General features: G+C 40.3%; 24 protein-coding genes. 4 read left to right on the forward strand and 20 right to left on the reverse strand.

The genetic code is table 11. From position 1 onward, the window contains the following. Window positions 1-103: 103 nt before the first annotated feature. The 4 genes from RDN93_RS11650 to RDN93_RS11665 all read right to left on the reverse strand — a co-directional run bounded on the left by RDN93_RS11650 (window position 104) and on the right by RDN93_RS11665 (window position 3,677). Window positions 104-1,312: a hypothetical protein gene (locus RDN93_RS11650; RefSeq protein WP_308745696.1), complete on the reverse strand. Its 1,209-nt coding sequence runs from the start codon at window positions 1,310-1,312 to the stop codon at window positions 104-106. Window positions 1,313-1,326: 14 nt separating this feature from the next. Then, window positions 1,327-2,013 (reverse strand): DUF4476 domain-containing protein, encoded by a 687-nt coding sequence (locus tag RDN93_RS11655; protein ID WP_308745697.1) that lies wholly within the window; start codon window positions 2,011-2,013, stop codon window positions 1,327-1,329. 30 nt (window positions 2,014-2,043) lie between these two features. After that, window positions 2,044-2,721 carry a DUF4476 domain-containing protein gene (locus tag RDN93_RS11660; protein ID WP_308745698.1) on the reverse strand — a complete coding sequence of 226 codons (678 nt, stop codon included), beginning with the start codon at window positions 2,719-2,721 and terminating at the stop codon, window positions 2,044-2,046. A 116-nt stretch (window positions 2,722-2,837) separates the two neighbouring features. Beyond that, on the reverse strand, window positions 2,838-3,677 hold the full coding sequence (locus RDN93_RS11665) for a S1-like domain-containing RNA-binding protein (protein ID WP_308745699.1): 840 nt from the start codon (window positions 3,675-3,677) through the stop codon (window positions 2,838-2,840). Between the two features lie 197 nt (window positions 3,678-3,874). Here RDN93_RS11665 and RDN93_RS11670 point away from each other — a divergent pair, with 197 nt between their 5' ends. Beyond that, window positions 3,875-4,876 (forward strand): malate dehydrogenase, encoded by a 1,002-nt coding sequence (locus RDN93_RS11670; RefSeq protein WP_308745700.1) that lies wholly within the window; start codon window positions 3,875-3,877, stop codon window positions 4,874-4,876. 70 nt (window positions 4,877-4,946) lie between these two features. Here RDN93_RS11670 and RDN93_RS11675 read toward each other — a convergent pair whose 3' ends face one another. The 9 genes from RDN93_RS11675 to RDN93_RS11715 form a co-directional block, all read right to left on the reverse strand. Next, window positions 4,947-5,381, reverse strand: a complete 435-nt coding sequence (locus RDN93_RS11675) for a transcriptional repressor (protein WP_308745701.1) — start codon at window positions 5,379-5,381, stop codon at window positions 4,947-4,949. 6 nt (window positions 5,382-5,387) lie between these two features. Beyond that, a complete protein-coding gene (locus RDN93_RS11680) occupies window positions 5,388-7,334 on the reverse strand; it encodes a heavy metal translocating P-type ATPase (RefSeq protein WP_308745702.1) in 1,947 nt (648 codons plus the stop codon). A gap of 80 nt (window positions 7,335-7,414) precedes the next feature. Continuing rightward, the gene (locus tag RDN93_RS11685) at window positions 7,415-8,044 is read right to left on the reverse strand and encodes a porin family protein (RefSeq protein ID WP_308745703.1); all 630 of its coding nucleotides are present in this window, start codon (window positions 8,042-8,044) and stop codon (window positions 7,415-7,417) included. Between the two features lie 187 nt (window positions 8,045-8,231). Beyond that, window positions 8,232-8,483 (reverse strand): hypothetical protein, encoded by a 252-nt coding sequence (locus tag RDN93_RS11690; RefSeq protein WP_308745704.1) that lies wholly within the window; start codon window positions 8,481-8,483, stop codon window positions 8,232-8,234. Between the two features lie 14 nt (window positions 8,484-8,497). Beyond that, window positions 8,498-13,198 (reverse strand): hypothetical protein, encoded by a 4,701-nt coding sequence (locus RDN93_RS11695; protein ID WP_308745705.1) that lies wholly within the window; start codon window positions 13,196-13,198, stop codon window positions 8,498-8,500. Between the two features lie 23 nt (window positions 13,199-13,221). Continuing rightward, window positions 13,222-13,680 (reverse strand): hypothetical protein, encoded by a 459-nt coding sequence (locus RDN93_RS11700; RefSeq protein WP_195663326.1) that lies wholly within the window; start codon window positions 13,678-13,680, stop codon window positions 13,222-13,224. A 2-nt stretch (window positions 13,681-13,682) separates the two neighbouring features. Beyond that, window positions 13,683-17,198 carry a hypothetical protein gene (locus tag RDN93_RS11705; protein ID WP_308745706.1) on the reverse strand — a complete coding sequence of 1,172 codons (3,516 nt, stop codon included), beginning with the start codon at window positions 17,196-17,198 and terminating at the stop codon, window positions 13,683-13,685. Between the two features lie 151 nt (window positions 17,199-17,349). After that, window positions 17,350-18,399: a hypothetical protein gene (locus RDN93_RS11710; protein ID WP_308745707.1), complete on the reverse strand. Its 1,050-nt coding sequence runs from the start codon at window positions 18,397-18,399 to the stop codon at window positions 17,350-17,352. Between the two features lie 11 nt (window positions 18,400-18,410). Continuing rightward, window positions 18,411-18,773, reverse strand: a complete 363-nt coding sequence (locus RDN93_RS11715) for a hypothetical protein (protein WP_308745708.1) — start codon at window positions 18,771-18,773, stop codon at window positions 18,411-18,413. A 254-nt stretch (window positions 18,774-19,027) separates the two neighbouring features. On the opposite strand from RDN93_RS11715, the gene RDN93_RS11720 reads away from it, so the two are divergent. Then, window positions 19,028-19,249: a hypothetical protein gene (locus RDN93_RS11720; RefSeq protein WP_308745709.1), complete on the forward strand. Its 222-nt coding sequence runs from the start codon at window positions 19,028-19,030 to the stop codon at window positions 19,247-19,249. A gap of 296 nt (window positions 19,250-19,545) precedes the next feature. Here RDN93_RS11720 and RDN93_RS11725 read toward each other — a convergent pair whose 3' ends face one another. After that, a complete protein-coding gene (locus RDN93_RS11725) occupies window positions 19,546-19,911 on the reverse strand; it encodes a hypothetical protein (RefSeq protein WP_308745710.1) in 366 nt (121 codons plus the stop codon). 322 nt (window positions 19,912-20,233) lie between these two features. On the opposite strand from RDN93_RS11725, the gene RDN93_RS11730 reads away from it, so the two are divergent. Continuing rightward, window positions 20,234-20,440 (forward strand): hypothetical protein, encoded by a 207-nt coding sequence (locus RDN93_RS11730; protein WP_308745711.1) that lies wholly within the window; start codon window positions 20,234-20,236, stop codon window positions 20,438-20,440. Between the two features lie 65 nt (window positions 20,441-20,505). Here the strand turns inward: RDN93_RS11730 and RDN93_RS11735 are convergent, their stop codons facing one another. The 6 genes from RDN93_RS11735 to RDN93_RS11765 form a co-directional block, all read right to left on the reverse strand. Beyond that, window positions 20,506-20,994, reverse strand: coding sequence for a hypothetical protein (locus RDN93_RS11735; RefSeq protein WP_195663321.1), 489 nt, complete (start codon window positions 20,992-20,994; stop codon window positions 20,506-20,508). A gap of 51 nt (window positions 20,995-21,045) precedes the next feature. Further along, complete coding sequence (locus RDN93_RS11740) at window positions 21,046-21,537, reverse strand: hypothetical protein (protein WP_175631489.1); 492 nt, start codon at window positions 21,535-21,537, stop codon at window positions 21,046-21,048. Window positions 21,538-22,015: 478 nt separating this feature from the next. Then, the gene (locus RDN93_RS11750; protein ID WP_308745715.1) at window positions 22,016-22,387 is read right to left on the reverse strand and encodes a hypothetical protein; all 372 of its coding nucleotides are present in this window, start codon (window positions 22,385-22,387) and stop codon (window positions 22,016-22,018) included. Further along, window positions 22,320-22,727 (reverse strand): hypothetical protein, encoded by a 408-nt coding sequence (locus tag RDN93_RS11755; protein ID WP_308745712.1) that lies wholly within the window; start codon window positions 22,725-22,727, stop codon window positions 22,320-22,322. The genes RDN93_RS11750 and RDN93_RS11755 overlap by 68 nt, the downstream gene beginning before the upstream one ends. A 13-nt stretch (window positions 22,728-22,740) precedes the next feature. Then, complete coding sequence (locus tag RDN93_RS11760) at window positions 22,741-23,136, reverse strand: structural protein P5 (protein WP_175631486.1); 396 nt, start codon at window positions 23,134-23,136, stop codon at window positions 22,741-22,743. 262 nt (window positions 23,137-23,398) lie between these two features. After that, the gene (locus RDN93_RS11765) at window positions 23,399-23,872 is read right to left on the reverse strand and encodes a hypothetical protein (RefSeq protein ID WP_308745713.1); all 474 of its coding nucleotides are present in this window, start codon (window positions 23,870-23,872) and stop codon (window positions 23,399-23,401) included. Window positions 23,873-24,085: 213 nt separating this feature from the next. Between RDN93_RS11765 and RDN93_RS11770 the strand changes: the two genes are divergently transcribed. Continuing rightward, on the forward strand, window positions 24,086-24,505 hold the full coding sequence (locus RDN93_RS11770) for a hypothetical protein (protein ID WP_308745714.1): 420 nt from the start codon (window positions 24,086-24,088) through the stop codon (window positions 24,503-24,505). The last annotated feature ends 192 nt before the right edge of the window (window positions 24,506-24,697 follow it).

The following is a 24,697-nucleotide window of genomic DNA, read 5'->3' on the forward strand; positions in this document are numbered from 1 at the left end:
AGTTACGGGCAACGCCCGGAATAGTCTAGCTGGCGAGAAACCGGAGTCTAGTTCTCCTACCGCTGAGGAGTAATGATAATGATATTAATAATAAAGGAATAGGTTATCTTCTTGAACCATTACTTCTTTCGGACGAACGGGAAGAGCTACTGCTATTACTTCTCGTACTTCCTGAAGAAGAACGTCTTTCTGTTTGTCCGCTGGAAACATTACTCCGGCTGGAACTGCTGTTTCGAGTAGAACTGTTGCTTCGGCTGTAACTGCTGCTTCGGGTAGAGCCAGCGTTACTGTCCCGGCTAGAACCGGAACTGCTGCGGTTTGAACTGGAGTTGCCGCTACTACGGCTTGAACTGCTATTGTTTCTCCGGCTGGAAGATCTGTTGTTTCTTTCGGAACTGTTATTTCTGCCAGAGGAGCTACTTTCACTTCGCCTGCTTGAACTGACAGTCGAACTGCTGTTTGTACGTCCGCTTTCACGATTAGAACCGGAAGTAGCCGAGTTACCACTTGCCGGTCTACGACCGGAATTTGATGAGCCGGAGTTCGTTTCCGGACGACGATTGGAACTACCTTCCCCTCTGTTGTTGTTTCTATCAGGCACAACGTCCTTGTTCGGTTTTCTATTTCCGGACGGGTTGGACGGTCTGGTAGAATTTCCCGGACGTACAGCCACTCCCGGACGAGTCGGCGCATTATGCGGACGGGTAGAAGAATTCGGACGGAAATGAACCGAGCCAAAATCCGAACGGCGATAAGAGTGATATACTCTTTGATCCCTCACCCGATGCGGAGTAGAATAATGGTGGAAATCAGTATACCTGCCCCTATAATAACTCGTAAGATGAATATACGGGCGGTAATGCGCTCCACAATATGTACGATAATGAGATGGTACACCAAAGTAGAACAAGTTACGGTTCGGATAATTGACATAAACGCGGAAACTCCATCTTCCTCCGGTTACGTATATCGGCCGATAGAAATAATCGGCTCCCATAAACCGGCGGTATTGCACATCACTCAATACCCAGCGAAGGTCATCATTACGAATATCCAATGCTTCATAATAATCGTCTAACGCCCATTCATAGCCACGTGCCACATAATCCATTATATTACGGACAGAATAAATAAAGTCGTAATTAATCTCATACGCGTCATTATATTGCTGAGTACTCAGACTCAATTCATATGCCATCTTATCTGTAAGGAAACGTGTCTCCTTACGCACTTTGCCGGTGCTCATTCCAGCCATCACGGTCATACTGGCACTCAGACCGACAGCAAAGAGTAAAAACAGTATTCGTTTCATAATTCAATCTCCTATCATTTATTATTCTGATGATACTCCTTGATAAACTTACGCACTTCATCTTTATAGGTATCAGAGAATAAGATATTAATCACCTTGTTAAAATTCTGTCTGTCCCTTACATACGGATACATCTTCTTCATCATCTCCACCTGGTCGGGAGTATAAGAGATCTCCTTCACCATTTCCACACATTGAGCAGAAGTGACATCATGCTTTTGCAACATCCTCTCAATCATTTTTTTCTGTTCATCACCCATTATTGTAAACTTCAACTTGTCATGGAACTTTTCAAACTCCGAGTCGGACATTACGCGAATCTCTTCCACCGGATAACGGTTCGGAAAAGCTCCGACAGTAGTAACAGCCGTTGGCGAAGGGGTCACTACCGTAGCAGCATTCATCTCCATGCTTCTGTCTTTAAAAGAATCCATTCCCGATACCCGTCCGTCTGTGAACTGAATCAGCACAATAGACCAGCCGGCATTGGCACTTGTTGAATAACGGCGATACTCCCATTCTTCCGAATTTCCGTCGAAACGGCGAAAGTCGGGTTCTGACCCAAACACATTACGAACCTCGAGCGGTGTCATTCCCTGCTGAATGCTCATCAACATTTTACCGGACATATTACTGGACGTGAAGCAAGCACTGCACAAAAGAATCAGCGACAAAAACAAAACAGCGTGTATCTTTTTCATAACGATATAGTTTTAACTAGTTAGCAAATATCAGCGTCTTCCGTAGTTCCGCACAAACTCATTCATCTTATCCTTATTCGAAGAGAATGTCAGCGTAGAAATTACTGTGAAGAAGGCCTCTTTATCAACAATCCGGGGATACATCATCTTCATTATCTCCATCCGGTCATCATCAAAAGTATAAAGTTTCGTCAGTTGGAGACATTGGCCGGAAGTGAAATCCGAACTTGCCAAAGCTGTATTTATCAACGCGATGCGGTCATCCTTGAAAGGCTCTTTCTTCACATTATTGAGAAACGTCTGGAAAAGCCGGTTGTCCATCACCCCGTCATAATGACCATAATCCGGGCGATGTCCTCCCTGTCCGGGACGTCCGGGTCTGTTGTCCGGGCGAATCCCGTTGCGGTCATCCACCATTATCTCTTTTACACCGTTTCCATCAAAATAAATACGTTCATTATACAACCTCTCCCCTTTCCATACTCGTTCTCCCGGACGGGTAAAGCGAGTAGCATACACTTCAACGGTATAATATCCTGATCTAAGGTTGGCAACAAAGCAAGTAGTGGTCGGCAGACACATCTGATTGCCGCCAAAGTAAACAAGAATCGGGGTATTTCCACCGTCAATGCGGATTCCGCTAAGGGATTGTGCCTTTAAGGAAAGAGCAGCGAACAGAATACAGAAAGTTATTATTATCCTACGCATAGCTTATTTAGTTTTTTATTATTAATATCTCTAATCTGATACCACAAAAATAGGGTGAGGAAACTCCCCACCCCAATGATTCTCTCTATTCGTATGTAGGGATTTCCCTATTGTGTTTAGGATTCCGCCAGAGTAATGCCGTCCTCATGCAAGACAACCAGACGTTTCTTATACAAATCGCCCACCCCTTTCTTGAAAGTTTTCTTGCTCACACCAAACGTATCATAAATATCTTCGGCAGGACTTTTATCGTTCAGATTGATTCGTCCCCCCTGTTCCTTGATATAGTCCAGCAATGTTTTCGCAAAATCATCAATCTTCTCAAAACCCGGTTTCTGAAGAATCAAGTCCACCTTGCCATCTTCACGCACTTGCTTCACAAAAGCTTTCATCTCCATCCCTGTCTCCAGCGAAGTGAATATTTCATTCTCATACAGCAAGCCGCTATACTTATTATCTATAATAGCTTTAAAGCCCAGATCCGTTTTCTGCCAGATAAGGATATCCACCTCATCACCCGAAGCATACTCCGGTTGCTCTTTCGACAGATAACGTTCCACCTTTGCCGAAGCCACAATACGGTAACTTTCTTCATCCAAATGCGCATGAACCACGTACTTACGTCCCACCTGCATCTTCATCTTCTGTTCTCTGAACGGGACAAACAAATCCTTCATCAGTCCCCAATTCAGAAAAGCCCCGTATTGATTCACCCAGGACACCTCAAGACAGGCAAACTGACCGACCTGCACGAACGGAGTCAGCGTCGTTGCAATCAGCCTCTCATCCATATCCAAATAAAGAAACACGTTCAGAATATCCCCTATCTTACAATCTTCGGGCACATAGCGGGTTGGCAACAGAATCTCACCATCTTCGCCACCGTCAAGATATACCCCGAAGTCCACTTCCTTCACAACTTCAAGCTGATTATATTTTCCTAATTCAATGTTCATATTTTTAATCTACTCTGTTTTATTACTCTTATTAAATACAAAGATAGTCTATTTTCAACAGAACTCTCTATCAAGTTACTATAACTTTTCGTTATCGGATAAAACTATTTGCTATGAACAATCAAGGCTGTAAAATGTTATCTTTGTAGCGGCAAAAAGAAAGATAAAATTATTCACCTTTAAATATATTAAGCTTTATGGAATTCTTAACCAACGAGAAACTTACGATTGTAGGAGCTGCCGGAATGATCGGCTCCAATATGGCACAAACTGCCATGATGATGAAACTCACTCCGAATATTTGTCTGTATGACCCATTCGCCCCTGCTTTGGAAGGAGTAGCCGAAGAACTGTATCACTGCGGCTTTGAAGGCGTCAACCTTACTTATACTTCCGACATCAAGGAAGCATTGACCGGAGCATCATACATCGTATCTTCCGGTGGAGCAGCCCGCAAAGCAGGTATGACGCGCGAAGATTTGCTGAAAGGAAATGCAGAAATTGCCGCTCAGTTCGGTAAGGATGTCCGTCAATATTGCCCGAATGTAAAACATATCGTTGTCATCTTTAATCCGGCGGACATCACCGGTCTGATAACCTTATTATATTCAGGTTTGAAACCTTCACAAGTTTCTACATTGGCTGCACTGGACAGTACCCGTCTGCAAAACGAATTAGTGAGATATTTCCATATCCCCGCTTCCGACATTCAGAACTGCCGTACCTACGGCGGACATGGCGAACAAATGGCTGTATTCGCTTCTACAACCAAAGTAAAAGGAGAACCACTGACTGATTTCATCGGTACTACCCGTCTCCCACTAACCGAATGGGAAGCTCTGAAAGTACGTGTCATCCAGGGTGGAAAGCACATCATCGACCTTCGCGGACGTTCTTCTTTCCAAAGCCCGGCTTATCTTTCTATTGAAATGATCGCTGCCGCTATGGGCGGACAACCTTTCCGCTGGCCTGCAGGAACTTATGTTTCCAACGGTAAATTCGACCATATCATGATGGCAATGGAAACGTCAATTACTAAAGACGGAGTTACTTATAAAGAAGTAGCCGGAACTCCTGCCGAACAGGAAGAACTGGAAAAGAGCTACGAACATCTGTGCAAACTTCGTGACGAAGTGATCGAAATGGGAATTATCCCCGCTATCAAGGACTGGCATACGCTGAATCCTAACATCAAGTAAACATACAATATTAGTAGAAAGCCGGAACTCGACGATATTCTTTATCGGAGTTCCGGCTTATTTTTTTATCCTAAGAGTTTAGTTCTGAACGAGAAGAACATTCCGGGCAAATGCCCTTCAACACATAGTTAATGCTATGCAAAGCAAACCCTTTCGGCAAATCAATGACAGGAATATGCGTACCTTCCAGGCAAAATGTCTTGTGGCATTTCTCACAATAGAAATGTGAATGCAAGTCCTGCACCACACAATTACAGGAATTATCGCAAACGGCGTATTTCAACGAACCGCTTCCATCGTCTATGCTATGTATCAGGTGATGAGACAGGAAGAGGGCTATTGTCCGGGATATAGTCGACTTATCAACCGTATCCAGCAGAGTCTCCAAATCGAGCAGTGAAACTGCACGTTCAACTTCCATCATATTCTTTAGTATGAGAAGCCTTATTGCCGTTGGCTTGATGTCCCTTCGCGCCAACTTATCCAAATAAATATTCTCTTCCATAATCTCTTATTTTATCATTTTCTGTATTCGTACAGCATTCATAATGGCAAGCAACGCAACACCTACATCTGCAAAAACTGCTTCCCAAAGGGTAGCGATTCCACCGGCTCCCAATATCAGTACGAGCAGTTTTACTCCGAATGCCAGCGAGACATTCTGCCAGATAATCCTGCGCGTCAGTTTTCCTACCTTGATGGCTTCGGCCACTTTAGAAGGCTGGTCAGTCTGTATCACGACATCTGCAGTTTCGATTGCCGCATCGCTGCCCAATCCTCCCATGGCAATGCCGACATGGCTCAGTGCAAGTACCGGTGCATCATTCATTCCGTCACCGACGAATGCAATCTGATTCGTCCTGTCCTGCCGCAGTTCTTCCAGATGCCGCACTTTACCTTCCGGCAACAAATCTCCATAAGCATCGGTTATGCCCAGCTTTTCCGCAAAGTTAGTAACAATACTTTGTTTATCACCGGATAATATCTGAATGTTTTTGATATGCAATGCTTTTAAGTCATCAATAGCTTTCTTTGCATCCTCTTTCAATGTATCCGCTAATAACAAATAACCGGCATAATCTGTTCCGATGGCGCAGACCACAATCGTATCAGTCACCTGCAATAATTCCGCCGGATATTCAATATTGAATTTGGATAACAAACGACAGTTTCCGACCAGTACCGGAGTCCCGTCAATCATCGCTTCCAAACCGAAGCCGGCAAATTCTTTTGTATCGGTGACAGGCAGCAGTTCTACATTTTGCAGCTTTGCATGGTTCACTATGGCTTTAGCAATCGGATGAGTACTGTCGCTCTCTACCGAAGCAACCAGCTTAATCAATTCTTTTTCCGAAATACCGGATGCGGATTTACATTCTTGCACTTCAAAAGTTCCCTTAGTCAGAGTTCCCGTTTTATCGAATACAACCGTATTGATTTTAGTGATTGCATCCAGATAATTGCCGCCTTTGAATAAGATTCCCAATCGGGAAGCTGCTCCGATACCTCCAAAATATCCCAACGGGATACTTACTACCAAAGCACAAGGGCATGAAATCACCAGAAAGACTAAAGCCCTGTACAGCCAGTCATTAAACACAAATGCAAACTGAGTGTCAATGAATGAATAAACAAACGGAAGGATAACTATCAATATCGCCAGTCCTATGACAATAGGTGTATAGATACGTGCAAATTTACGGATAAACAATTCTGCCGGAGCTTTTCGTTCCGAAGCATTTTGGACAAGTTCCAATATCCGGGCAAGCGCACTCTTATCGAATGGTCTTGTCACCTTGATTCGAATCACTTTATCGGTCACAATCATACCGGCAAGTACTTCTTCGCCTTCGCGAATATTACGTGGAACACTTTCACCTGTCAATGCCGCCGTATTAAAAGCAGCAACTTCGTTGAGCATCACTCCGTCCAAAGGGACTCTCTCGCCCGATTTTATCTCTATAATCTCACCGACTTTTACATTCTTCGGACTTTCCGTAATCAGATTGTTATCTCTAAGCACCAAAGCCTTCTCCGGCCTTACATCCAATAAAGCGCCGATATTGCGTTTTGCTTTATCAACCGCCTTGTCTTGAAATAGTTCGCCGATGGTATAAAACAGCATCACAGCTACCCCCTCCGGGTATTCGCCAATATAGAAAGCCCCGATTGTGGCAACAATCATTAGAGTAAACTCACTGAAGTAGTCTTTCTCTTTCATGCTCTCCCACGCTTCTTTCATAACAGGAAGTCCGACCGGAAGATAAGCTACAATATACCAGATTAAAGCAACATATTCTTTATGAAAAAAAGAGAAACCCAGGGCATTCATTATAATACCACTTATCAGCAATATAAATGAAAGCCCTGCTTTCCAGTATTCTTGAAATATAGAATTCTTAACTTCAACTTCCTTTTCAGATGCACATCCATGTGCACAGCAACTACAATGTCCCATATCTTTCATCTTTTAGTTGCTGCAAAGGTAGTGAATGATTCGTGCAACAAAGTTGCAAAAAGAATATCTACTGTCTATTTTTAGAACATATAGCCCAATGACAACATCAGATTTCGGTTCTTCATTCCCAAATCTTTTGCTACTTCAACCAAACCGAAGTCATAACTTATAGCAACTTGATACTTCTTACTGAACTCAACACCTGCTTTCAAGCCAAGACCGAAATCGAATCGCTTTAACCCATCATCGCCAAATATATTTTCGGATGCAGAGTTAGTACCCAACTCTCCTAAATCGGCAATATTACCGTCAACTTTTGCTTTTGCCTTTCCAAACAAGCCGACAGCAATGTAGGGGCCCACACTACCAAATAATGCAAAGTCATCATTTACTGCATATTTATAACCAACATGTACCGGAACTTCCAAATAATACGGATTCATCTTGAAACTTGCAAGTGAGCCTGCATCAATCTTCGCACCTTTTAATGTCAACAACGCAGCAAAATCCATATATGCGCCACTCGCTTCTTGTGACAATCCCAATTCTGCTTTTACACCTGCATGAAAACCTATCCTGCTGTCAAATCCTGTAATAGTGTATTTACTGACATTCATACCTGCCATCACACCCCATTTCAGGTTATCTTGCGCGTTGACACTCACTACACTCATCGCTACTAAAGCAAAAAATAACAAAACCTTTTTCATAAGAATAAATAATTTAATTATTGTTTAGAAATCATGTACTGCAAATATAATAAAACAAGTTTAATCTATTATGGAAAATCAATAATTTCTCTACAACAAAAAGACTTACATAACACAATAATGATAGTCATCAAATAAAAGAAAAGGCTGACATAATCTGCCAGCCCCCAATAACAAACATTACCAGCTATTCCAACATAGCTATAACGGCTTCTTGGACAAATGCAACAAAGCCTGTCTTCACATAACTCTTAATACATTCCACTTGCTCCTGTGTTAATTCAACTTCCCCATTTTTATAAATTTCTCGAGCAAGTTCTAATTCACCCAAATCAGCCGTTTTCTGATAAATCGCGTTACCTAACATTTTTGCAATATCGACGGTACTGTTATTTCCTTCGATATCTTTTACTTGAATATTTTTAAAGTCTATTCTCATTATTATATTTACTATTATTGAGCATGAGGAGTTCCATATATATATAAATCAACTTGTCTAGGAATATACTTTCCATTGTTACACCAACACGAAAATATAAAGCCATTCTGATCCAAAGCTTCTATTACAAGATTCAAATCCCATACTCCTTCCTTTGGAGCAGGACCGACTGGTTGTCCTGTTACAGAATAGAATCCATTTTTAGTATTAACAAAACCAACATGAATCAATAAATCTGGTATAGAAAAGTTTAGCACCCTTACATCAGGTATCCCATTTCCCCATTCTTTTCGTATCGAATAAGTATATGTATTATTAGCATAGGAGCACAAAAAACGCACAATACCTAATAATCCAGGCATACACCAATGATCTTGTGCATCCATTATCCAGTGGCATCCTCCAACTGCATCTATTGCTAAATTATGATATCCACCGACTATCCCAACCTTTGAAGTACTTCCTGAAGAACGTAGCATGAGAGCTTTATTCCAACCAGAACCTGTTGCTTGGAAATAGCCAGCTGTAGTATATCCTGCTATAGCAGGAATATTATTGCCTAAAGATGAAAACCTAGTTGAATCCCCCTCTTTATGTTCTATACTAATCCAACAATCTTTATTACCAATATTTTTCAGATTATAACCATTAACCTTAAATCCACCTATTTCCGCTCCTGTAGTAACTACTAAGTTCTCTGTATTTATATAAGCCGCATTTATTCTTGTACCACCATTTTCATCTGTAGTAAATAAAGCAAACTCTTCTCCCGAATTACTTTGCATTAATATCGAATCGGCGGAAAGTATAATTTTACGACGTGTAATATCAATGCCAGTCTTTAACAATTCCTTTGCAACTCCACTAAGTCTTTTTATTGAAACACCTTTTAGATATCCGGTACCTGTATTTTCATCAACTATAAACTCCAACCTAGGAATAGACTCTATACTTCTCACCGTAAATGTCTTTACTACAGTTACCCACTTATTCAACTCATCTGTTGTAAATCTCTTTTGTCCAGTATTTCCATCAATACTATAGGAAAAGCAAAGCGACGTCGTACTGGCATACACTTCAAAACAAAGTTGATATTCATCTCCAACTTTTAATTCTCTAACATAACGCTCAATATCAACAGACACTTTTGAAGCTCGTGATAAATTAACACTTGAAATTATATAACCGGACACAATACGATACCAACCACAGTCACTTCCCGTACTAGTAGAACTATCTTTTCGATATCCAGCAATAACGAAATGTCTACCAGGGACCGCAACCATTATGGAAACAACAGTTGAAGCCGGATTACCTGAGATTTTCCCCGCTGCAGTTGAATATGTAGCAGCAGCGTCATCCAACTTTCCAATAAACATCCAATCATAGTTTGTTTCAGAGCTAGTCTTTATCTCAAACTGAACTACAGTATTTGGAGACTCTGTATAAAAATAGATTTGTTCCCTAGCTATTTGATTATGAGTAATTGCTGGCGATTTATGATATAATCCATCAACTGTCCATGAACCATAAACACTATCTAAATTTACATAGCTTAAACCACCCGGCTTAGAGTACACAGTCTTAAACTCAAAAACCGGAAAATCAAATCGTGTCGTATTCAAATGTGCATGATACCCTTTCTCCGGATTAACGACACTTGCATCATAATCACCCCATCCTACCGCAGAAACAGTACCATTAAGACTCTCATCCCATCCCGGGTGTACTTCTTCCTGTTCGGCATAATCACTATTAGGAACTAAATTCTCACCTCCCTTCATAGTGTCTTGAAGTGCATTTTCAATACCGCCCACCGAGAATTCCAATCCGTCCGGATCTACCAGCCGCCCGTCTGCTGTCAGTTCCAGCCCACTCACATTATGCTTAATCGCTCCTTTTGTCATCTCCCAGCCTTGTGTCTTATTCTGATCACCTACAAATATAGAAGAAGAGCCCAACACATCAATAGAAGCATTTTCCGCAAGCATGACCTGAGTAGCCACATTGACAAATTCATTAAAATTACTCCATTGCGCAGAATCAAAAACAATACCCGAGGTATGGGAAACTTTACAAACATAACTGTTGCCATCATAAATTACCGTATCCCGATACATGGCATCATTTACATAGTCAACTCCAGTTTGCCATATTCCACGGGGGCGAAGCAGGCTTCCATCCTTACCGTCTATTCCTTTCCTTACAAGCAGTTTCCAGTCAGCAGCATCTTCCGCCGGTTCCTGTTCCGTCGGATTCTCAGAAATACAAAGCCATGTACTTCCGTTATACACCACCTCATCATAATAATAGTAGGAACTTCCTGCTACATATTCACCTTTAAAACAGGGAACTGGCGTTTCTGTCACACCATCAGAAGATAATTGCCTGATTGTTCCTGTCAGATACACATTACACAGATAGGCACTATGTCCTTCCATATTGATACCAAACAGTTTCAGATTCGACAAATCTCCCAACTGCATCACAATGCAATCTTTTGTAATCTCCCAGTTATTGACTCCCGACAAATAACGTTTATAACTTTGTGTCTCATAACATGAGCACTGTCTGGAAAGATTCGTAAAATTGCCATAACAAACAAAATGCATCAATGCACACGGATGATGCGTCGTTCCGTCACGAAGCACATAAGCAAACGTAGCCTCATCCACTATCTCCGTAACCCGGAAATAAACCGTCTGAAAACCTGTCGCATCATTAAAGGTAGCCTTGCAAATATCATCGACTGCCACCGAGGCAACCTCCCCCGGCTCAAGTTTCAGCCTAATCCGGCAGTTCTCTTCATCCACAGAAGCGATAATGCCACCTCCCGAAGCATTCCAACGTTCCCCACTGACCACTTCGACCCGGTTATATCGCAACTCGTCCGATTCCAAAAAGCCACGAACACGCACATTATCAAATTCCGCATCACCAGAAGGAGAAATCAGCCATCCCAAAAACTTTTCAGCATAATCATAGGAAGAAACAGCACCGGAGAATGAAGCTTCCTTACCTACCAGTTTATCAAGAATATGCATGATTTGAGTAGTGACTTCCGTTGCGGTAAACGTATCGGTTGTCAATCCTCCCGTTACCGAAAGCCCTTGTTCTATAAGTAACCCGCCTAAGAGTTTAAGAAAATAATTGCTTTCATCCGGACGCAGCTTGCTGATGGCACGTTCATCAATTTCTTTCCGGGAACGCAAAGATGAAAACACATCATAATTGGTCGGAGTCTTTGTATCCCAAGTTTTCAACACTTCAACAATAGCCTGTTTAAAATTCTCGGCCACTACATACTTCAAATCATTCAGCCCTGTATCAATGCTTTTCTTCCAGCCCTTCCCTACCTTATTCGTACATTCGATAGTAGCGCCGGACAAATTATCGAGTTTACGTGAGATTCTCGTTATACGTGTATCCCTGTATCCCGTTTCACCGAAATACTCGTTACTCAACAATCGGACACGTTGCCCCGGAACGAGGGGTACCTGATTGGCATCCACGTAAATATAATCCATGTCACAACGATAAATAATCGTATCGACACTTCCCTTTTGCAGATAATCACGCACGGCGGCTTCATATTCCTTTTCAGCCTGTATATAATACTCATCGGGCATACTGATATTCCACAAGATGTATTCATTACCAGACGCAGGAATTATATGACCGCCCGGAATCTGTGTCCTCTCGTCAGGAAACGTCGTGATAATCTCAAATTCACGCGTACTACTATTATAGTTCACTTCAAAATCACGCCCGTTCAATTCACCACTCAGAAAACTGACATGTTTCACCAAACCGGGAAGTTCATAATCATTCGGATTAAAATTCAAATCCTTATCCTTGAAGTAATAAACTGTATACGGTCCATTCTCATTCTTCTTCTCAACATAGCGGACGTCAGACACTTTGCCGACACGCTTGGGGTAAATTTCGGAGAAAGCAGCTTCCTCCACCTGTTCATATAATCCATAATGAATATTTTGTTCTACATACTTTTGCCGCCCGGGAAGTTGTAACCGGGAAAAGCCATATTTACTCCGGTCGATATTGCGGGTACTGCCCAAAGGAATCAACCGGGTAAAGAATTTCACATCATTGCTATTTTCAGCAAGCGCCATCTTAGTCAGTCCTTGTCCGTAGCCAAGGCTTACTGCATCTCCACGTTCACAACGGGTCAAGTTTACGTGATGTCCGTCTATCCACCATTCCGTTTCAAAAGTCTCGGCAATCATGCCAAGAGCATCCCAACAATTCACGTTGCTGTATTCAATGTTTCGTTTGCCGTTGTCAACCGCTTCACCCACTTTCCATGTATCAGAGCCGTCGATACGATTCAAATTATCCACCACTTTCTGCAGATGGGCCGCCGCATTATTATCCAGTGAGAACTGGGATTCAAACTGTCCGTCTGTCAGATTCAACATCTTCACCCGTTCCGCATCATGCTCCGGTCCGTAGAAATGCATACTGTAACTGTACTCCAACGTACTATTCTGCTGTGGTCGATACTCGCTACGAATAGTAAAACGGATGCCCGCGACTTCCATATAATCATTGACCGAGAAAGTCAAAAGTTCAGGAGACGTAAAACTGACCGAAAGACTATTTTCTGACATCAGTTCATGACTCCAGGTACAGGAAGAAGAGGCAGGAGCGGTAAATTTCAAAATACCCTCTCCATCATAAATATTTAATTCCATAAGTCATTTCATTTTTTCAATTATTATACACTCGGAACCGGTTCCCGCAACTTAACTTTAAAGCGTGCAGCATACAAACCATCCTTTTCGAGGAAAGTCAGTTGATCATAACTGCTACATTCCTTATAATACATCCGGTAAGTCTTATCAATTTCCGGCAATCGTATTTGAAGCCATCCACTTTTGAGAAGATTGACAAAACCGGTATAACGCTCCAACCAGTTCTGTGTTGTCTCCGCTACGATAGCAAAATACAAAGTCACATCCCGCGCCTCGAATCTCGGCTGAGGCAATACTTCCGGCAATTCTTCGCCATCCCGTTCACGATAAACGACGGCAGGATAATCCTTCATGGAAGGCGGCTTGAGTAATGCCGAGTAGTTACTATAATCACCTTGCTTGTCCTCTGTAAGGAAAGCTCCATACTGTAGATACACATCCTGATTATTGATAAGCAATAATCCCTCTAAAATCTTTTCCATAATTATTTCATTTTAATTCCATCACGTTTCAATTCTGATATATCTGCCGCCATCTGTTCCAAATGGTAGCAATAGCCTGTATTGCGTACAATAGCAACCAATGAGTCCGATGCTTCGTACATAGAACGGCTGATGTCGAAAACAGTAGTATCTATGCTGCTCACATGATCCTGAACAGAGGTGAATAATCCTTCGAGTTTTGTTCCTTGCTCCTGAGACATGGTGGTGAAGGAGCCGGAACGACCGGACTGCTCGGAATTTTCTTCTTTCTCTTTTCCTTCCAAGTCGATACCGGCTTCAGAGAAGCTTTCTTTCATTGTTTCCCATGCAGTATTGTATTGTTGGCCTAATTCCATCACACGTTTCTTAAAATCAGACGCAGCCTTAGAATCAAGAGAATAATTATAATTTCCTTTATCCATGGACTGGAATAATTTACTCACAAGTTTATTCATCTCTTCCGTCAACATATTCCGAGCCAATGTCTTTTTAATAATATCCCCAATAGCTCCGTCTATATTTTGTGATAGCTTATCCAACGCATTATCAATTGAAGGATCTGTGAAGGAATCTACAATCATACCGGTTATATCGGAGAAAGAAAAACCCAATACAGTATCTTGTACTTCTTGATTAAACTCTGCGAGTTTCTCTTTACTTTCAGCCATAGCTTCTATGTACTCTCGCATCTGACTCGGGATATGCGCCCAAAGATTTGGAATTTCTCGGAGTTTCACTAACTGGTCATCGCTCATCTCCCCCCAAGTGGTAGTATTTATTCCTATTTGTCTTAATTCTGATTTATAGTCTTTGAGTGTACGATTCAAACGATAACCATATGAATGACTACCGACCGAAGAGCCTGCAGAACCAGCTTCTCCCAGCATTGTACGGCTAGCAGCAATCTGTTTACCGATATCTTCTGCGGTCTTCCTTATGTTACTGCCGAAGTTATTACCTCCCAACTTGTCCAATAAGCCGATCTGTTTATCTATCAAATCATCCATTGCCTCCATCCAGACACCATAACGAGCTACCATTCCGGCATCCATCTCTTTTTTCGCTCCTATCAATCCGGCAGTTACAGATATTACTTGTTCAGCTGCAGCCGCAATACCACCCACGAGTCCCCCATTAGCAAACCCATCCGCAATACTGCCAACAGCATCCAAAGCCATATCCAATCCTTCATCCAGTCCACCAAATGCTCCTTTCAAAGAGCCGACAACCTCGCTTGCAGTCTGCATCCGTCCTTGAAAAGTAGTAGCAAAATCCGCAGCTTTCTCTTTAGCTTCCTCTTCGCTACTCCCAAGTTTTTGATAATGTTTCACTAATGAATTCATCGTCTTCTCGTCTAATATTCCTTTTATAGACTTAGGCTTTTTACCTTGCTTCTCAAGGCCAGCAATAGTAGTTTCTAATTGTTCTTTTTCTTGTAGGCTCTGTTCATCATTCATTGTGGACAAAATTGCCAATCGTTCTTTTGCATATTTCAACATAATATCATTACGCTGCTGCTCTACATACTCATCCATCTCCAAGCCTTGAGTTGCTATTTCTTGACGCTGGAGTTCTATTTGCTCCGCATTATCCAGCACATCTAATTTAGAACGGTTCCTTTCTATATCTTTATCAGCTTCCCTGTTCTTATTGATGGATTCAATCATTTCCGGATCTTTATTTGCTCTTTTAACCAATTCATCATAGGTTTTGTCTATGTCTTTTAGACGCCTTTCTAAAGTTGATGCTGAATGGGAGTTTATTTCGTCCTGCAAGTCTCTCACACCTTGTTTTTCATTTTCATTAATCCTATTTTGTTGCTCTTTCGTTCTTTTATTCTCTATAGCACGTTGTTCATTAGCCTGATTTTTAACTATGTCCTCGACAGTTTTATCTACCTTAATACCTTTTTTCCTCGCCTCTTTAATCGCCTGAATACGATCATTCTCTTCTCTATCAATCCTATCTAACTCCAATTGATGATTTAATTCCTCCTGCTCTCTTTCTTTTTTAGCTTCATCCCCAATAGCAGCAATAGTCATTGCTGTTATTTTTCTTCTTGCTTTAAGTTCCGCCTGTCCGAGTTGTTCTATAAATGAAGTTTGTTCTTCCGGTGTAACTGTACGGATATTAGCGCCAGTTATTTTATCTAGTTTAGATTGTTCCGCATTTATCTGAGCCATCAGTTTATTATATTCCCCCCTACTTGTGACCTTTGATAAAGCTTCCTTTTTTCTTTTTATACTTGCTTCAATAGCTTCTATTGATCCTTTCACTACTGTATCAGCCGCCTTAATATCTGCTTTTTTCAGTGTTTCCGCACTTTGATTAGAAAAAGCGAGACTTTGGGTTATATACTTCGTGCCCTCTCCTTCTTGTGCTTTAGCTTTTTCTATAGCTTTACTTTTATCAGAATTGTCTACCTCATAAGACATAGCCGGTCCAAACATTCCTTGTGAAACAAATACAGTCTTCTTATCAGGCATACTTTCAGCCTCCATCATTGCAATCATAGATGCTTTATACTTTTCCGAAGCCAATTCCATAGCTGCTACCGCTTTAGCTCTCAATTCAATACTTTCTATAAAAGCATCTTTTTGACTATTAAAAAGATTTTCGGCATCAGCTACACTCGTTATAGATACCCCCAATTGTTTGAAAGCCTCTTGATTCTCATCAATATATTTTTGTTTATCTTCTAGAGATTCTCCCAGAGCTTCATATTCACCACTCATTTTATGGAAATTCGCAACTGTAGAAGCAGACATATCTGCGACTTTACTTCTGAATGCTTCATTTGCCTTAGCAGCTTCGGCTTGCGAAGTCGTGTAATTATCCCATAGCAGAACTAACCCCGTAATGACAACAGAAAGTCCTAAAGTTAATGTAGCCATCAATGCTTGTGCAGCAACTGTCGAAATGCCCAAAGAAGTGGCAAGTGCCATATTTGCCGCAGTAAGTACCTGTTTTGCTCGTGACAAAAGAAGAGTATTAGCGACTCCTGCGCCATTCAAGACATTTGCTATCTGCTGTAAAGAATTGGTAATTGAAATCATTGTTTGTAGCTTAGTTTGAATTTGCGTCAGTCGAGACTGCTCTATCCCCAACAGAGATGCCGTATTAATAGCTACATTCATTCCAGAACTCATCAATTTCAAATCCTCTCTTACCGCTTTCAAATTTGAGAGTTTACCATCATCAGGAGATACTGAAGACGAAATATCTGCATTACTCTTTACTGCCGCCAATTGAGCAGTCAAGCCTGCCAACTCACTTTTCAAATTTCCAATTTCAGAACGTAGTACAATTATCATTGCTAGATTTTCCGTTTGGTCTATTTTTGCACTCATTGCCCGCTCAAAAACTTTCTGCATTGAAAGCAAACTGTTCTCTAATTTTTGGATCTCTTCATTCAGGTTAATGACTGATGAACTCAAATCATTAACTTTATCAGTAGTGCCTTGTATATTTTGCAAGGTATTACTATTCATAATGTTTTCTAAATCGATTGTTCCCATGTACTTGATATTGTTTAATATTACATCATTTATTCAATTAAAGCAACACAAACATACCATAGGAAAACCTATAACACAAATAAGTCTGTAACGCCTACATATATATATGTAAGCGTTACAGACTTATTATCAATAAAGAATGATTTATCAACTAGTATTGAATAGTAGTCAGAACTCCATTCTTAAAGTATAAATAACAACTTGAGGAGTATACCCATTGTTCTGTTGTTCCATCCGCACCAGACATTACATTTACTGATTTTGGAGCACCCCAAGATTCACGACACATAGCCTTGCTCCATCCGGTACGTACTTGATTCCTTATTATGAGATCTGCATTAACCTTACCATATTTTCGAGCCAAAGTTGCTTCCTTTTGTAAGCGAACTTTATACATTTCAGGAGTATCCAATTCTTCTAATCCTATTTCAAGAGTAAGATTTACATAAAAGTTACCATACTTATCGTGATGTAATAACAGCAAAATGTAATACCGATTCCCATCCTCAATACTTATGTCTGTACACTTTAGATGCGTCCCCTTAGGAATATCCTCATATTTCCCTGTACCAATTTTGGGCAAACTGGCATCATCTTTATTAATGATTAGGTCCTTACCAACATATTTCTGTTTCAGTTTTTCGATATATCCAGTATTAATAAAAGTTTCGAAAAACTTAACTAAAGAACTAAAATCATAATATACAGTATCATAAGGAGCATCTTTCATGATAAGTTCATAAGAATAATTTAAACCGGATTTCTTAGGACTATTCTTTGGATCTTCAATCAGACGGTTCACATAATAGTATTTACCTACAACAGATTCATAAGCTGAGCCACATTGCCCTTCTCCCACCGTAAACTTATACACTATAGAGTCAGGCAAATACCTCATATTCTTATTCTTAAGTACTAATGCAAAATACTCAAACTTAGGCATTGTAGTAATACCTAAATACACCCCTGTTTTTTTATAATCAGCATCATCATTCAAATACAAAGTCTGTCCCACCTGACTACGAAAGTTCTCCCAACAAATATTCTTTAAACTATCATAAGGAGCAACAACTTCTTGTTCAGGAGTCTCTTCCTGAATCGTTTTTATCTTCGATATTTGAGCTATTGCTACATTATTAAAAACAAACAATAGCATGAACAATACCAGTTTTGCTATAAAAAACTCACACTTGCTATTCATTACTGATAGGTTTACTGCTTTACAAAAATCTCAGAATATCCATCTTCATCAACTAAAGTCATTTTAGTACCTTCAATTGTTCCATTCTCTTTATATCCATCGAACCAAGTTATTGAAACAGATGGAGCAGCATACTCATATTTTCCATTAGCCGTAAAACGACTTTCATCTTCTCCATGCAGTTTTTCTACCAATTCCACCGAACACTCTCCATTCGTATGAAATTGTATAGTACGAGAGCATTCGTCGAAACCCGAAACGTCCTCATTACATACCCAAGTTGTGTCAGACAAGGCATCTTTGTCATCATCATCCTTACAAGAAGAAAAAGTAATTGCGATAACAGCTATCGCCAAGAATAAATAGTTTTTCATATTGGTTGCTATTTTAGTTAATAAATTGTTTTGTTATAGATAGCACAAAGATAAAGAAAGATTCAGAAATAATTCCTTATATTCAAGAAAAATCAATTGATAAAAAAACATCACTATTATTCTTATCTATATTTTTAGGAAAAGCCATACATGAAATTAGTTAATTTCCTTTGGTATAGGATTTTTCTTCATTTAAATTTGGCGAAAGAGAACAACGAGACTATTATTGAATCACCTTAAACAAATTACCAATTATGATGAAAATAGATTTATACACCAAACTCATCTTGGCAGTTATTGCTATTTCACTGTCGATAATAGCATATCGAAACATCGAGTTTATACCTTCTGCTTGTGCACATTCTATGAACATGACTCCCCAGACACCCTTAGACGTGAATATTGTTTCGGTTTCTCATAATGGAATAGATGTAAATGTGAATAATAAAATTCAAATAGATACTCCGGCGGATTAAACGTAAATGTGAAAAATTATAGAGAGTTCAAGTAAGATTTATCAATGACAGCAACTCACAAAAAAGCAAAAAGAAACCGGTGCTGATTAAAGAAATTGACACATCAGCTCCGGTCTTTTTATAAAACCAGTCCTTATGTAGAAGTTACTGGCGACGGATAAACGGTGTAAATGTAAGCCATTAACTTTATCAGTAGTACCTTGTATATTTTGCAAGGTACTACTTGTTCATAATGTTTTCCAAATCGATTATTCCCATATACTTGATATTGTTTAATTTTACATCATTACTGACGTTCACTGCTTTACAAAGATCTCAGAATATCCATCCTCATCAACCAAAGTCATTTTAGTACCTTCAATTGTTCCATTCTCTTTATATCCATCAGACCAAGTTATTGATACAGAAGGATCTGCATACTTATATTTTCCACTAGCCGCAGAACGACTTTCATCTTCTCCATGCAGTTTTTCTACCAATTCCACCGAGCATTCTCCATTCGTATGAAATTGTATAGTACGAGAACATTCGTCGAAACCCGAAACGTCGTCTTCATTACATACCCAAGTTGTACCAGACAATGCATCTTTGTCATCATCATCCTTACAAGAGGAAAAAGTAATTGCGATAACAGCTATCGCCAAGAATAAATAGTTTTTCATGCCTTATAACCATTTTAGTTAGAACTTGTTTTGTTATCTGTAATGCAAAAGTAGTCAAATATTATATAACAAAAAGCTTTATTCAAAATATTCTATTGAGAAATGTACAACATTGACGATGGGTAAATTAAAAGAAAAGCTTCCAACCCGTGGAAGCTCTCTTACTTGTCAAAGTGACAGCCTCATGTCAATGAAGCTGAAATATGACTTCCATAACAATTTTTTTTAGCTTTATGATGATAATTCAGTTATTTATTCATACTTTTGTGATTAAGTATTAGGTAGGGGACAACACACGAACTAACCATTATTCAACAAATATATGAAGTATGAATTTATAGGAAACAGTTATAAAAAGAGAGTGATAGATGTAAATCGAATTTACGACGAGCACTCAAAAGAAGGTTTGACCAACAGAGAGATTTTTAGAAAATTCATTTATCCTATCTATCGTATCTCTGAGAAGACTTTTTACAATTGTCTCAACGCAAGTGCAAGATTCCCGAATACGGAGAAGGATTCCAAGTAAAAAAAAGACCAGAGCTGATTAAAGAGATTGACATATCAGCTCCGGTCTTCTTATAAAACCAATCCTTATGCAGGAGTTACTGCCGGCGGATAAATGGCGTAACCGGCACCACCGTCAGCAGGGGCCAGCACTTCCAATTCGCACTCGATAGCCAGCACCTCGCTACCATTGATATTACCGGAAAGCTTAGCGGAAAGGCTACCATTGAAGACACGGATAGTATGACCGCTTGCACATTTGATGTCCGCAACGCCAACCAAATCTTCTACCGTTGCCGGTGGAGTATATGTACCGTCAGCAGCAACAGTACCTCCCATCACATCCTTGCAATGCGCACCGTCAAGCTGGATAAGCTTGAAAGTAATCACGTTCGTACCATTGTTTTTGGTAATCACTTTCACCGGACCACCTTTCACCTGAGCGGCATTGATTTTCACCTTTTCAGGTTTATCTCCGCCCCACGCCAGACCTTCTTCACTAATGTAACCCAATACTTTTTCACCAAACTTAAACTGGTCTAATCCATATGTAAGACCATCATTTACTTGTGCCATAATTTTAATTTGTTTTTAGTTAATAAAATAAGTAATCATTCAATCCTTCAATCAAGCATTTGCAGGAGAGCTTGCGGGCGGACAGATAGTATATCCGGCCCCACCGTCAGCAGCAGCCATTATCTCCAGTTCGCATTCGATAGCCAGAACCTCGCTACCATTGATATTACCGGAAAGTTTGGCAGACAGACTACCTTTACTGATACGAATAGTATGTCCACTACTGCAAACGATTTCGGCAGGACCTTCCAATGTTACTGCAACAGGCGGTGTGTACGTACCATTAGCTTCTGTCTTTCCACCCATCACCGCTTCGCAATGAGGACCGTCAAGCTGAATAAGCTTAAACGTAATCACATTAGTGCCGTTGTTCTTGGTAATGATCTTCACCGGTCCGGATTTCACCTGAGCAGCATTAATCTTCACCTTCTCGGGTTTGTCACCTCCCCAAGCCAAACCTTCCTCACTAATGTAACCTAATACTTGATTGTTGAATTTAAACTGGTCCAACCCAAAAGTCAGACCGTCATTAATTTGTGCCATAATAAATCTATTTTTTAGTTATTAATAAAAACGACAGTGCAAACATACAGGGATGAGAAGTGGAAAACAAATAACAGTATAACGCTTGCATAAATGTATGTAAGCATTGCACAAGTCTCATTTTTTCTATTATAATATAATTATTTTTCCATATCTTTATAACACCAAAGACAAGGAATTGAAATAAAAGAATAGAAACCTCAAAAAATTAGATTATGAAAAACGAAATGAAAGGCAAAAGCTACGAGGAGAGAGTAAAAGACGTAAATCGAATTTATGACAAGTACTCACGGTCAGGTTTATCCAACAGAGAAATTCTTAGACGGTATAATACCCAATCTATCATATCTCAGAGAAAACATTCTATAACTACCTCAACGCAATCACTAAATTCCCGGATTACGATGTCTAGCAAAAAAGGAAGTTCTGCGTTTATGAATATAATTCATTTACACAGAACTTCCTTTTTTAATTTCATTCAACAAAACAAACTGTTACTTTTCTTTACTTTTACTATCAAGACAAAAGAAAAAATAATAGCCGAGCATTTTCCAAAGTATATCCAAAATGACTGCCATCCGGTCGGTCCTCTTGTCATAAGAGAAACCGACTGGTGCGTGGAAGAATCACGAAACCGGAGCAACTCCTCTTCCAACCGTAAATACTCCCGTTGTAAACTGTCACAAGTAGCTGTCAGATACAAGGTATCCCCTTTTGCTTTAGTGATGTTTATTGTGGCACGATCACTCTGGTACATATATCCGGCTCCAACCGGAAGAGATTCAATCTGTGGTATTATCAATTTGAGTTTTGCCCGGCTTGGCGGCACGGGCATGAGTGCCAGTTCCACCCTTTTTCTTGACCAAAGACTGTCGCCCTGATAATCTGACTGTACTTGCAAGTTCTGCTGACTCCTGCAACTCATGCCGCATAGGACAATCATCCCAATAGCAACAATCCGTAGCTTTGAGTACCGCTTTCTCAAACCGCTCCACAATCTGATATAATTTTCTGTTTTCATCTTTGATATGAGTTAAAGTTGTACATACATCATTGTACATCACCTGATAAATATCATGTACTTCCTTCTTTTTTTTAGCACGATAGAGATTACGGCTAAACATCCAAGTTACGATTGAGCCTATTCCGGCCGGGAATAGCATAGCCAATATTTGCATGAACATATCCATCGTTCCCTATCCGTTAAAGTAAATCCCAACCGGCTTCAACATCAGCCATAACAGCCGGTACTCCATTCTCCACCCGACTCATTGCTCCGGCCAGCGAACACATGAGATGACGATCATAAACATCAATCCGCCGGTCGGGGTCGATGCCCGCTATCTTCGCGACAGTAGTAATATAGCCTTTCGTATCGTTCTCCGAAGGTGGAGCCCATCGGCTCACCATCGTACGGATAGTATAGCAATGATGCAACAACGAATAATTACGTAGTAACTTCAACATGGCTCTATAGCCATATGCCATCGTTTTGAACTGTTTGAATGCAAAATCCGTTGAGGGAATTATTTCTCCCTGCCACCGTGTACCATCATGACGAATGTTACCCGGATTATTATTTCTCAATCCTCTAGTCATATGATTCTATTTTAGGTTTATATTTATTCATCTTTTGATAATCTGGTCTGAAAAAAGTCAAGCGCCTGCTTACCTTTGCGGTAATTCCTACGTGCTTTTTTCTGTGCCTCTTTCGCATCCACATACCTTGGTGCATCTGCCGCCATTAGCAGTAACATGGGATATGAGATATTCCACATAATATAGTGAGGCGTCCAACCTGTAGCAGAAGCTATCTGCCAAATTAATCCGAACGGGCTATGAGGGCCTTCCGTATGTCCCTTTAACTCCCTGTTGTTCCATGGCTCAAACGGCGAGTCATCACATTCATCATCTGCGCCGATTTGATAGTAGTCGAGAAAGACTTTATGTCCAGCAAAAGCAATAGCTGCAACATGGCTTCCTGCAAATAGGCCGGATGCACACGCCAACGCAACCACCAAGCTACTACTTTATTAAACACTCGCCCTGTGATATAACCGCTGACGATGGCGCAGGCCACCAATTCACTGATTTCCTTGCCACGCTCAGCAACAAACTCCATGTTCTGGTCAAACGTATATTCCCGCATTTCATCGACCGACACCCCCAGACTCAAATACTTACGGGAAATCCGGATAAGTCCACCTAGTGCGGGGGTACGCATGGTAATCCCACACCGCTTTCGCTTTGTCATGAAACGTAAAGGACGAACAGGGATAGAGATTCCCATATCCAGCAGAAGTCCGGAAGCTCGAAGTTCTGCTTTCTGTTTCATTGTAGTTGTTTCTTCATTCATCATTACATACATTTATGTTATTAATTCAAATACGGATGCAAACATAAGGGTCACCCTTGGCAATCGGCAAATTATAATGCAACAGTTACATAGAACTATGCAGGCACTTCACACTTATTTTTCTATCCACACATAAATACCCTAATTTGCAGATATTATTTAGTATCCATATTATCATTAATTTCTTGAATCATGAAAAAAGAACTTTATCAGGCAATGGTGAGCCGCTTACGAGAAATCACCAATGAAAATATCCAAGAGTGTGTTTTCAAAGATTTCGGATTATGGAAACCGGAGATCTTGAACGAGGCAAGTGACATATCAAATAAAAGACCTGCCATATACATTGAATTTCTACCTATTGCCTGGAAAGCTCCATGCGGTGGTGTACAGAATGGAAATGTACAGATACGATTGCATATCATAGGTACAGAATCTAACGAACTGGAAAACAGCCTGCAATTACTGGATTTGGCGGAAACAGTAAAAGAACACATCGTGCATTGGCAGGACTCAAGCTATGGAAGAATCATTTGTGTAGAAAGTGCGGTCAATCATGAACAAGCATTGAAAGAATGTACAGAGACGTTTCAGATTACCATTCGGCAATAGATAAACTAAAATACTGTTGCAGATATACACTGCAAAACTTATAAATAATATCTGCAGCAGTTATTTTCACTTTTTCCATCGCATCAATTATTCCCTATGTCGTTCTGATAAATAAAACGGATTTTGTTATATTATCCCAGGGCAAACGCTCAATAAGTATTACATCTTATCATATTCTATATTCTTTCAATA

Source organism: uncultured Bacteroides sp. (assembly GCF_902491285.1).
Taxonomy (GTDB): Bacteria; Bacteroidota; Bacteroidia; order Bacteroidales; family Bacteroidaceae; genus Bacteroides.

What these genes read in the sequence shown, in the direction of transcription:
- RDN93_RS11695 (WP_308745705.1), bottom strand. Translation starts at nt 13,198, where the DNA reads ATGGAATTAAATATTTATGATGGAGAGGGTATTTTGAAATTTACCGCT.
- RDN93_RS11770 (WP_308745714.1), top strand. Translation starts at nt 24,086, where the DNA reads ATGAAAAAAGAACTTTATCAGGCAATGGTGAGCCGCTTACGAGAAATC.
- RDN93_RS11710 (WP_308745707.1), bottom strand. Translation starts at nt 18,399, where the DNA reads ATGAATAGCAAGTGTGAGTTTTTTATAGCAAAACTGGTATTGTTCATG.
- RDN93_RS11680 (WP_308745702.1), bottom strand. Translation starts at nt 7,334, where the DNA reads ATGGGACATTGTAGTTGCTGTGCACATGGATGTGCATCTGAAAAGGAA.
- RDN93_RS11685 (WP_308745703.1), bottom strand. Translation starts at nt 8,044, where the DNA reads ATGAAAAAGGTTTTGTTATTTTTTGCTTTAGTAGCGATGAGTGTAGTG.
- RDN93_RS11700 (WP_195663326.1), bottom strand. Translation starts at nt 13,680, where the DNA reads ATGGAAAAGATTTTAGAGGGATTATTGCTTATCAATAATCAGGATGTG.
- RDN93_RS11765 (WP_308745713.1), bottom strand. Translation starts at nt 23,872, where the DNA reads ATGAAACAGAAAGCAGAACTTCGAGCTTCCGGACTTCTGCTGGATATG.
- RDN93_RS11730 (WP_308745711.1), top strand. Translation starts at nt 20,234, where the DNA reads ATGAAGTATGAATTTATAGGAAACAGTTATAAAAAGAGAGTGATAGAT.
- RDN93_RS11705 (WP_308745706.1), bottom strand. Translation starts at nt 17,198, where the DNA reads ATGGGAACAATCGATTTAGAAAACATTATGAATAGTAATACCTTGCAA.
- RDN93_RS11650 (WP_308745696.1), bottom strand. Translation starts at nt 1,312, where the DNA reads ATGAAACGAATACTGTTTTTACTCTTTGCTGTCGGTCTGAGTGCCAGT.
- RDN93_RS11675 (WP_308745701.1), bottom strand. Translation starts at nt 5,381, where the DNA reads ATGGAAGAGAATATTTATTTGGATAAGTTGGCGCGAAGGGACATCAAG.
- RDN93_RS11735 (WP_195663321.1), bottom strand. Translation starts at nt 20,994, where the DNA reads ATGGCACAAGTAAATGATGGTCTTACATATGGATTAGACCAGTTTAAG.
- RDN93_RS11670 (WP_308745700.1), top strand. Translation starts at nt 3,875, where the DNA reads ATGGAATTCTTAACCAACGAGAAACTTACGATTGTAGGAGCTGCCGGA.
- RDN93_RS11760 (WP_175631486.1), bottom strand. Translation starts at nt 23,136, where the DNA reads ATGACTAGAGGATTGAGAAATAATAATCCGGGTAACATTCGTCATGAT.
- RDN93_RS11690 (WP_308745704.1), bottom strand. Translation starts at nt 8,483, where the DNA reads ATGAGAATAGACTTTAAAAATATTCAAGTAAAAGATATCGAAGGAAAT.
- RDN93_RS11665 (WP_308745699.1), bottom strand. Translation starts at nt 3,677, where the DNA reads ATGAACATTGAATTAGGAAAATATAATCAGCTTGAAGTTGTGAAGGAA.
- RDN93_RS11740 (WP_175631489.1), bottom strand. Translation starts at nt 21,537, where the DNA reads ATGGCACAAATTAATGACGGTCTGACTTTTGGGTTGGACCAGTTTAAA.
- RDN93_RS11655 (WP_308745697.1), bottom strand. Translation starts at nt 2,013, where the DNA reads ATGAAAAAGATACACGCTGTTTTGTTTTTGTCGCTGATTCTTTTGTGC.
- RDN93_RS11715 (WP_308745708.1), bottom strand. Translation starts at nt 18,773, where the DNA reads ATGAAAAACTATTTATTCTTGGCGATAGCTGTTATCGCAATTACTTTT.
- RDN93_RS11720 (WP_308745709.1), top strand. Translation starts at nt 19,028, where the DNA reads ATGATGAAAATAGATTTATACACCAAACTCATCTTGGCAGTTATTGCT.
- RDN93_RS11755 (WP_308745712.1), bottom strand. Translation starts at nt 22,727, where the DNA reads ATGGATATGTTCATGCAAATATTGGCTATGCTATTCCCGGCCGGAATA.
- RDN93_RS11660 (WP_308745698.1), bottom strand. Translation starts at nt 2,721, where the DNA reads ATGCGTAGGATAATAATAACTTTCTGTATTCTGTTCGCTGCTCTTTCC.
- RDN93_RS11725 (WP_308745710.1), bottom strand. Translation starts at nt 19,911, where the DNA reads ATGAAAAACTATTTATTCTTGGCGATAGCTGTTATCGCAATTACTTTT.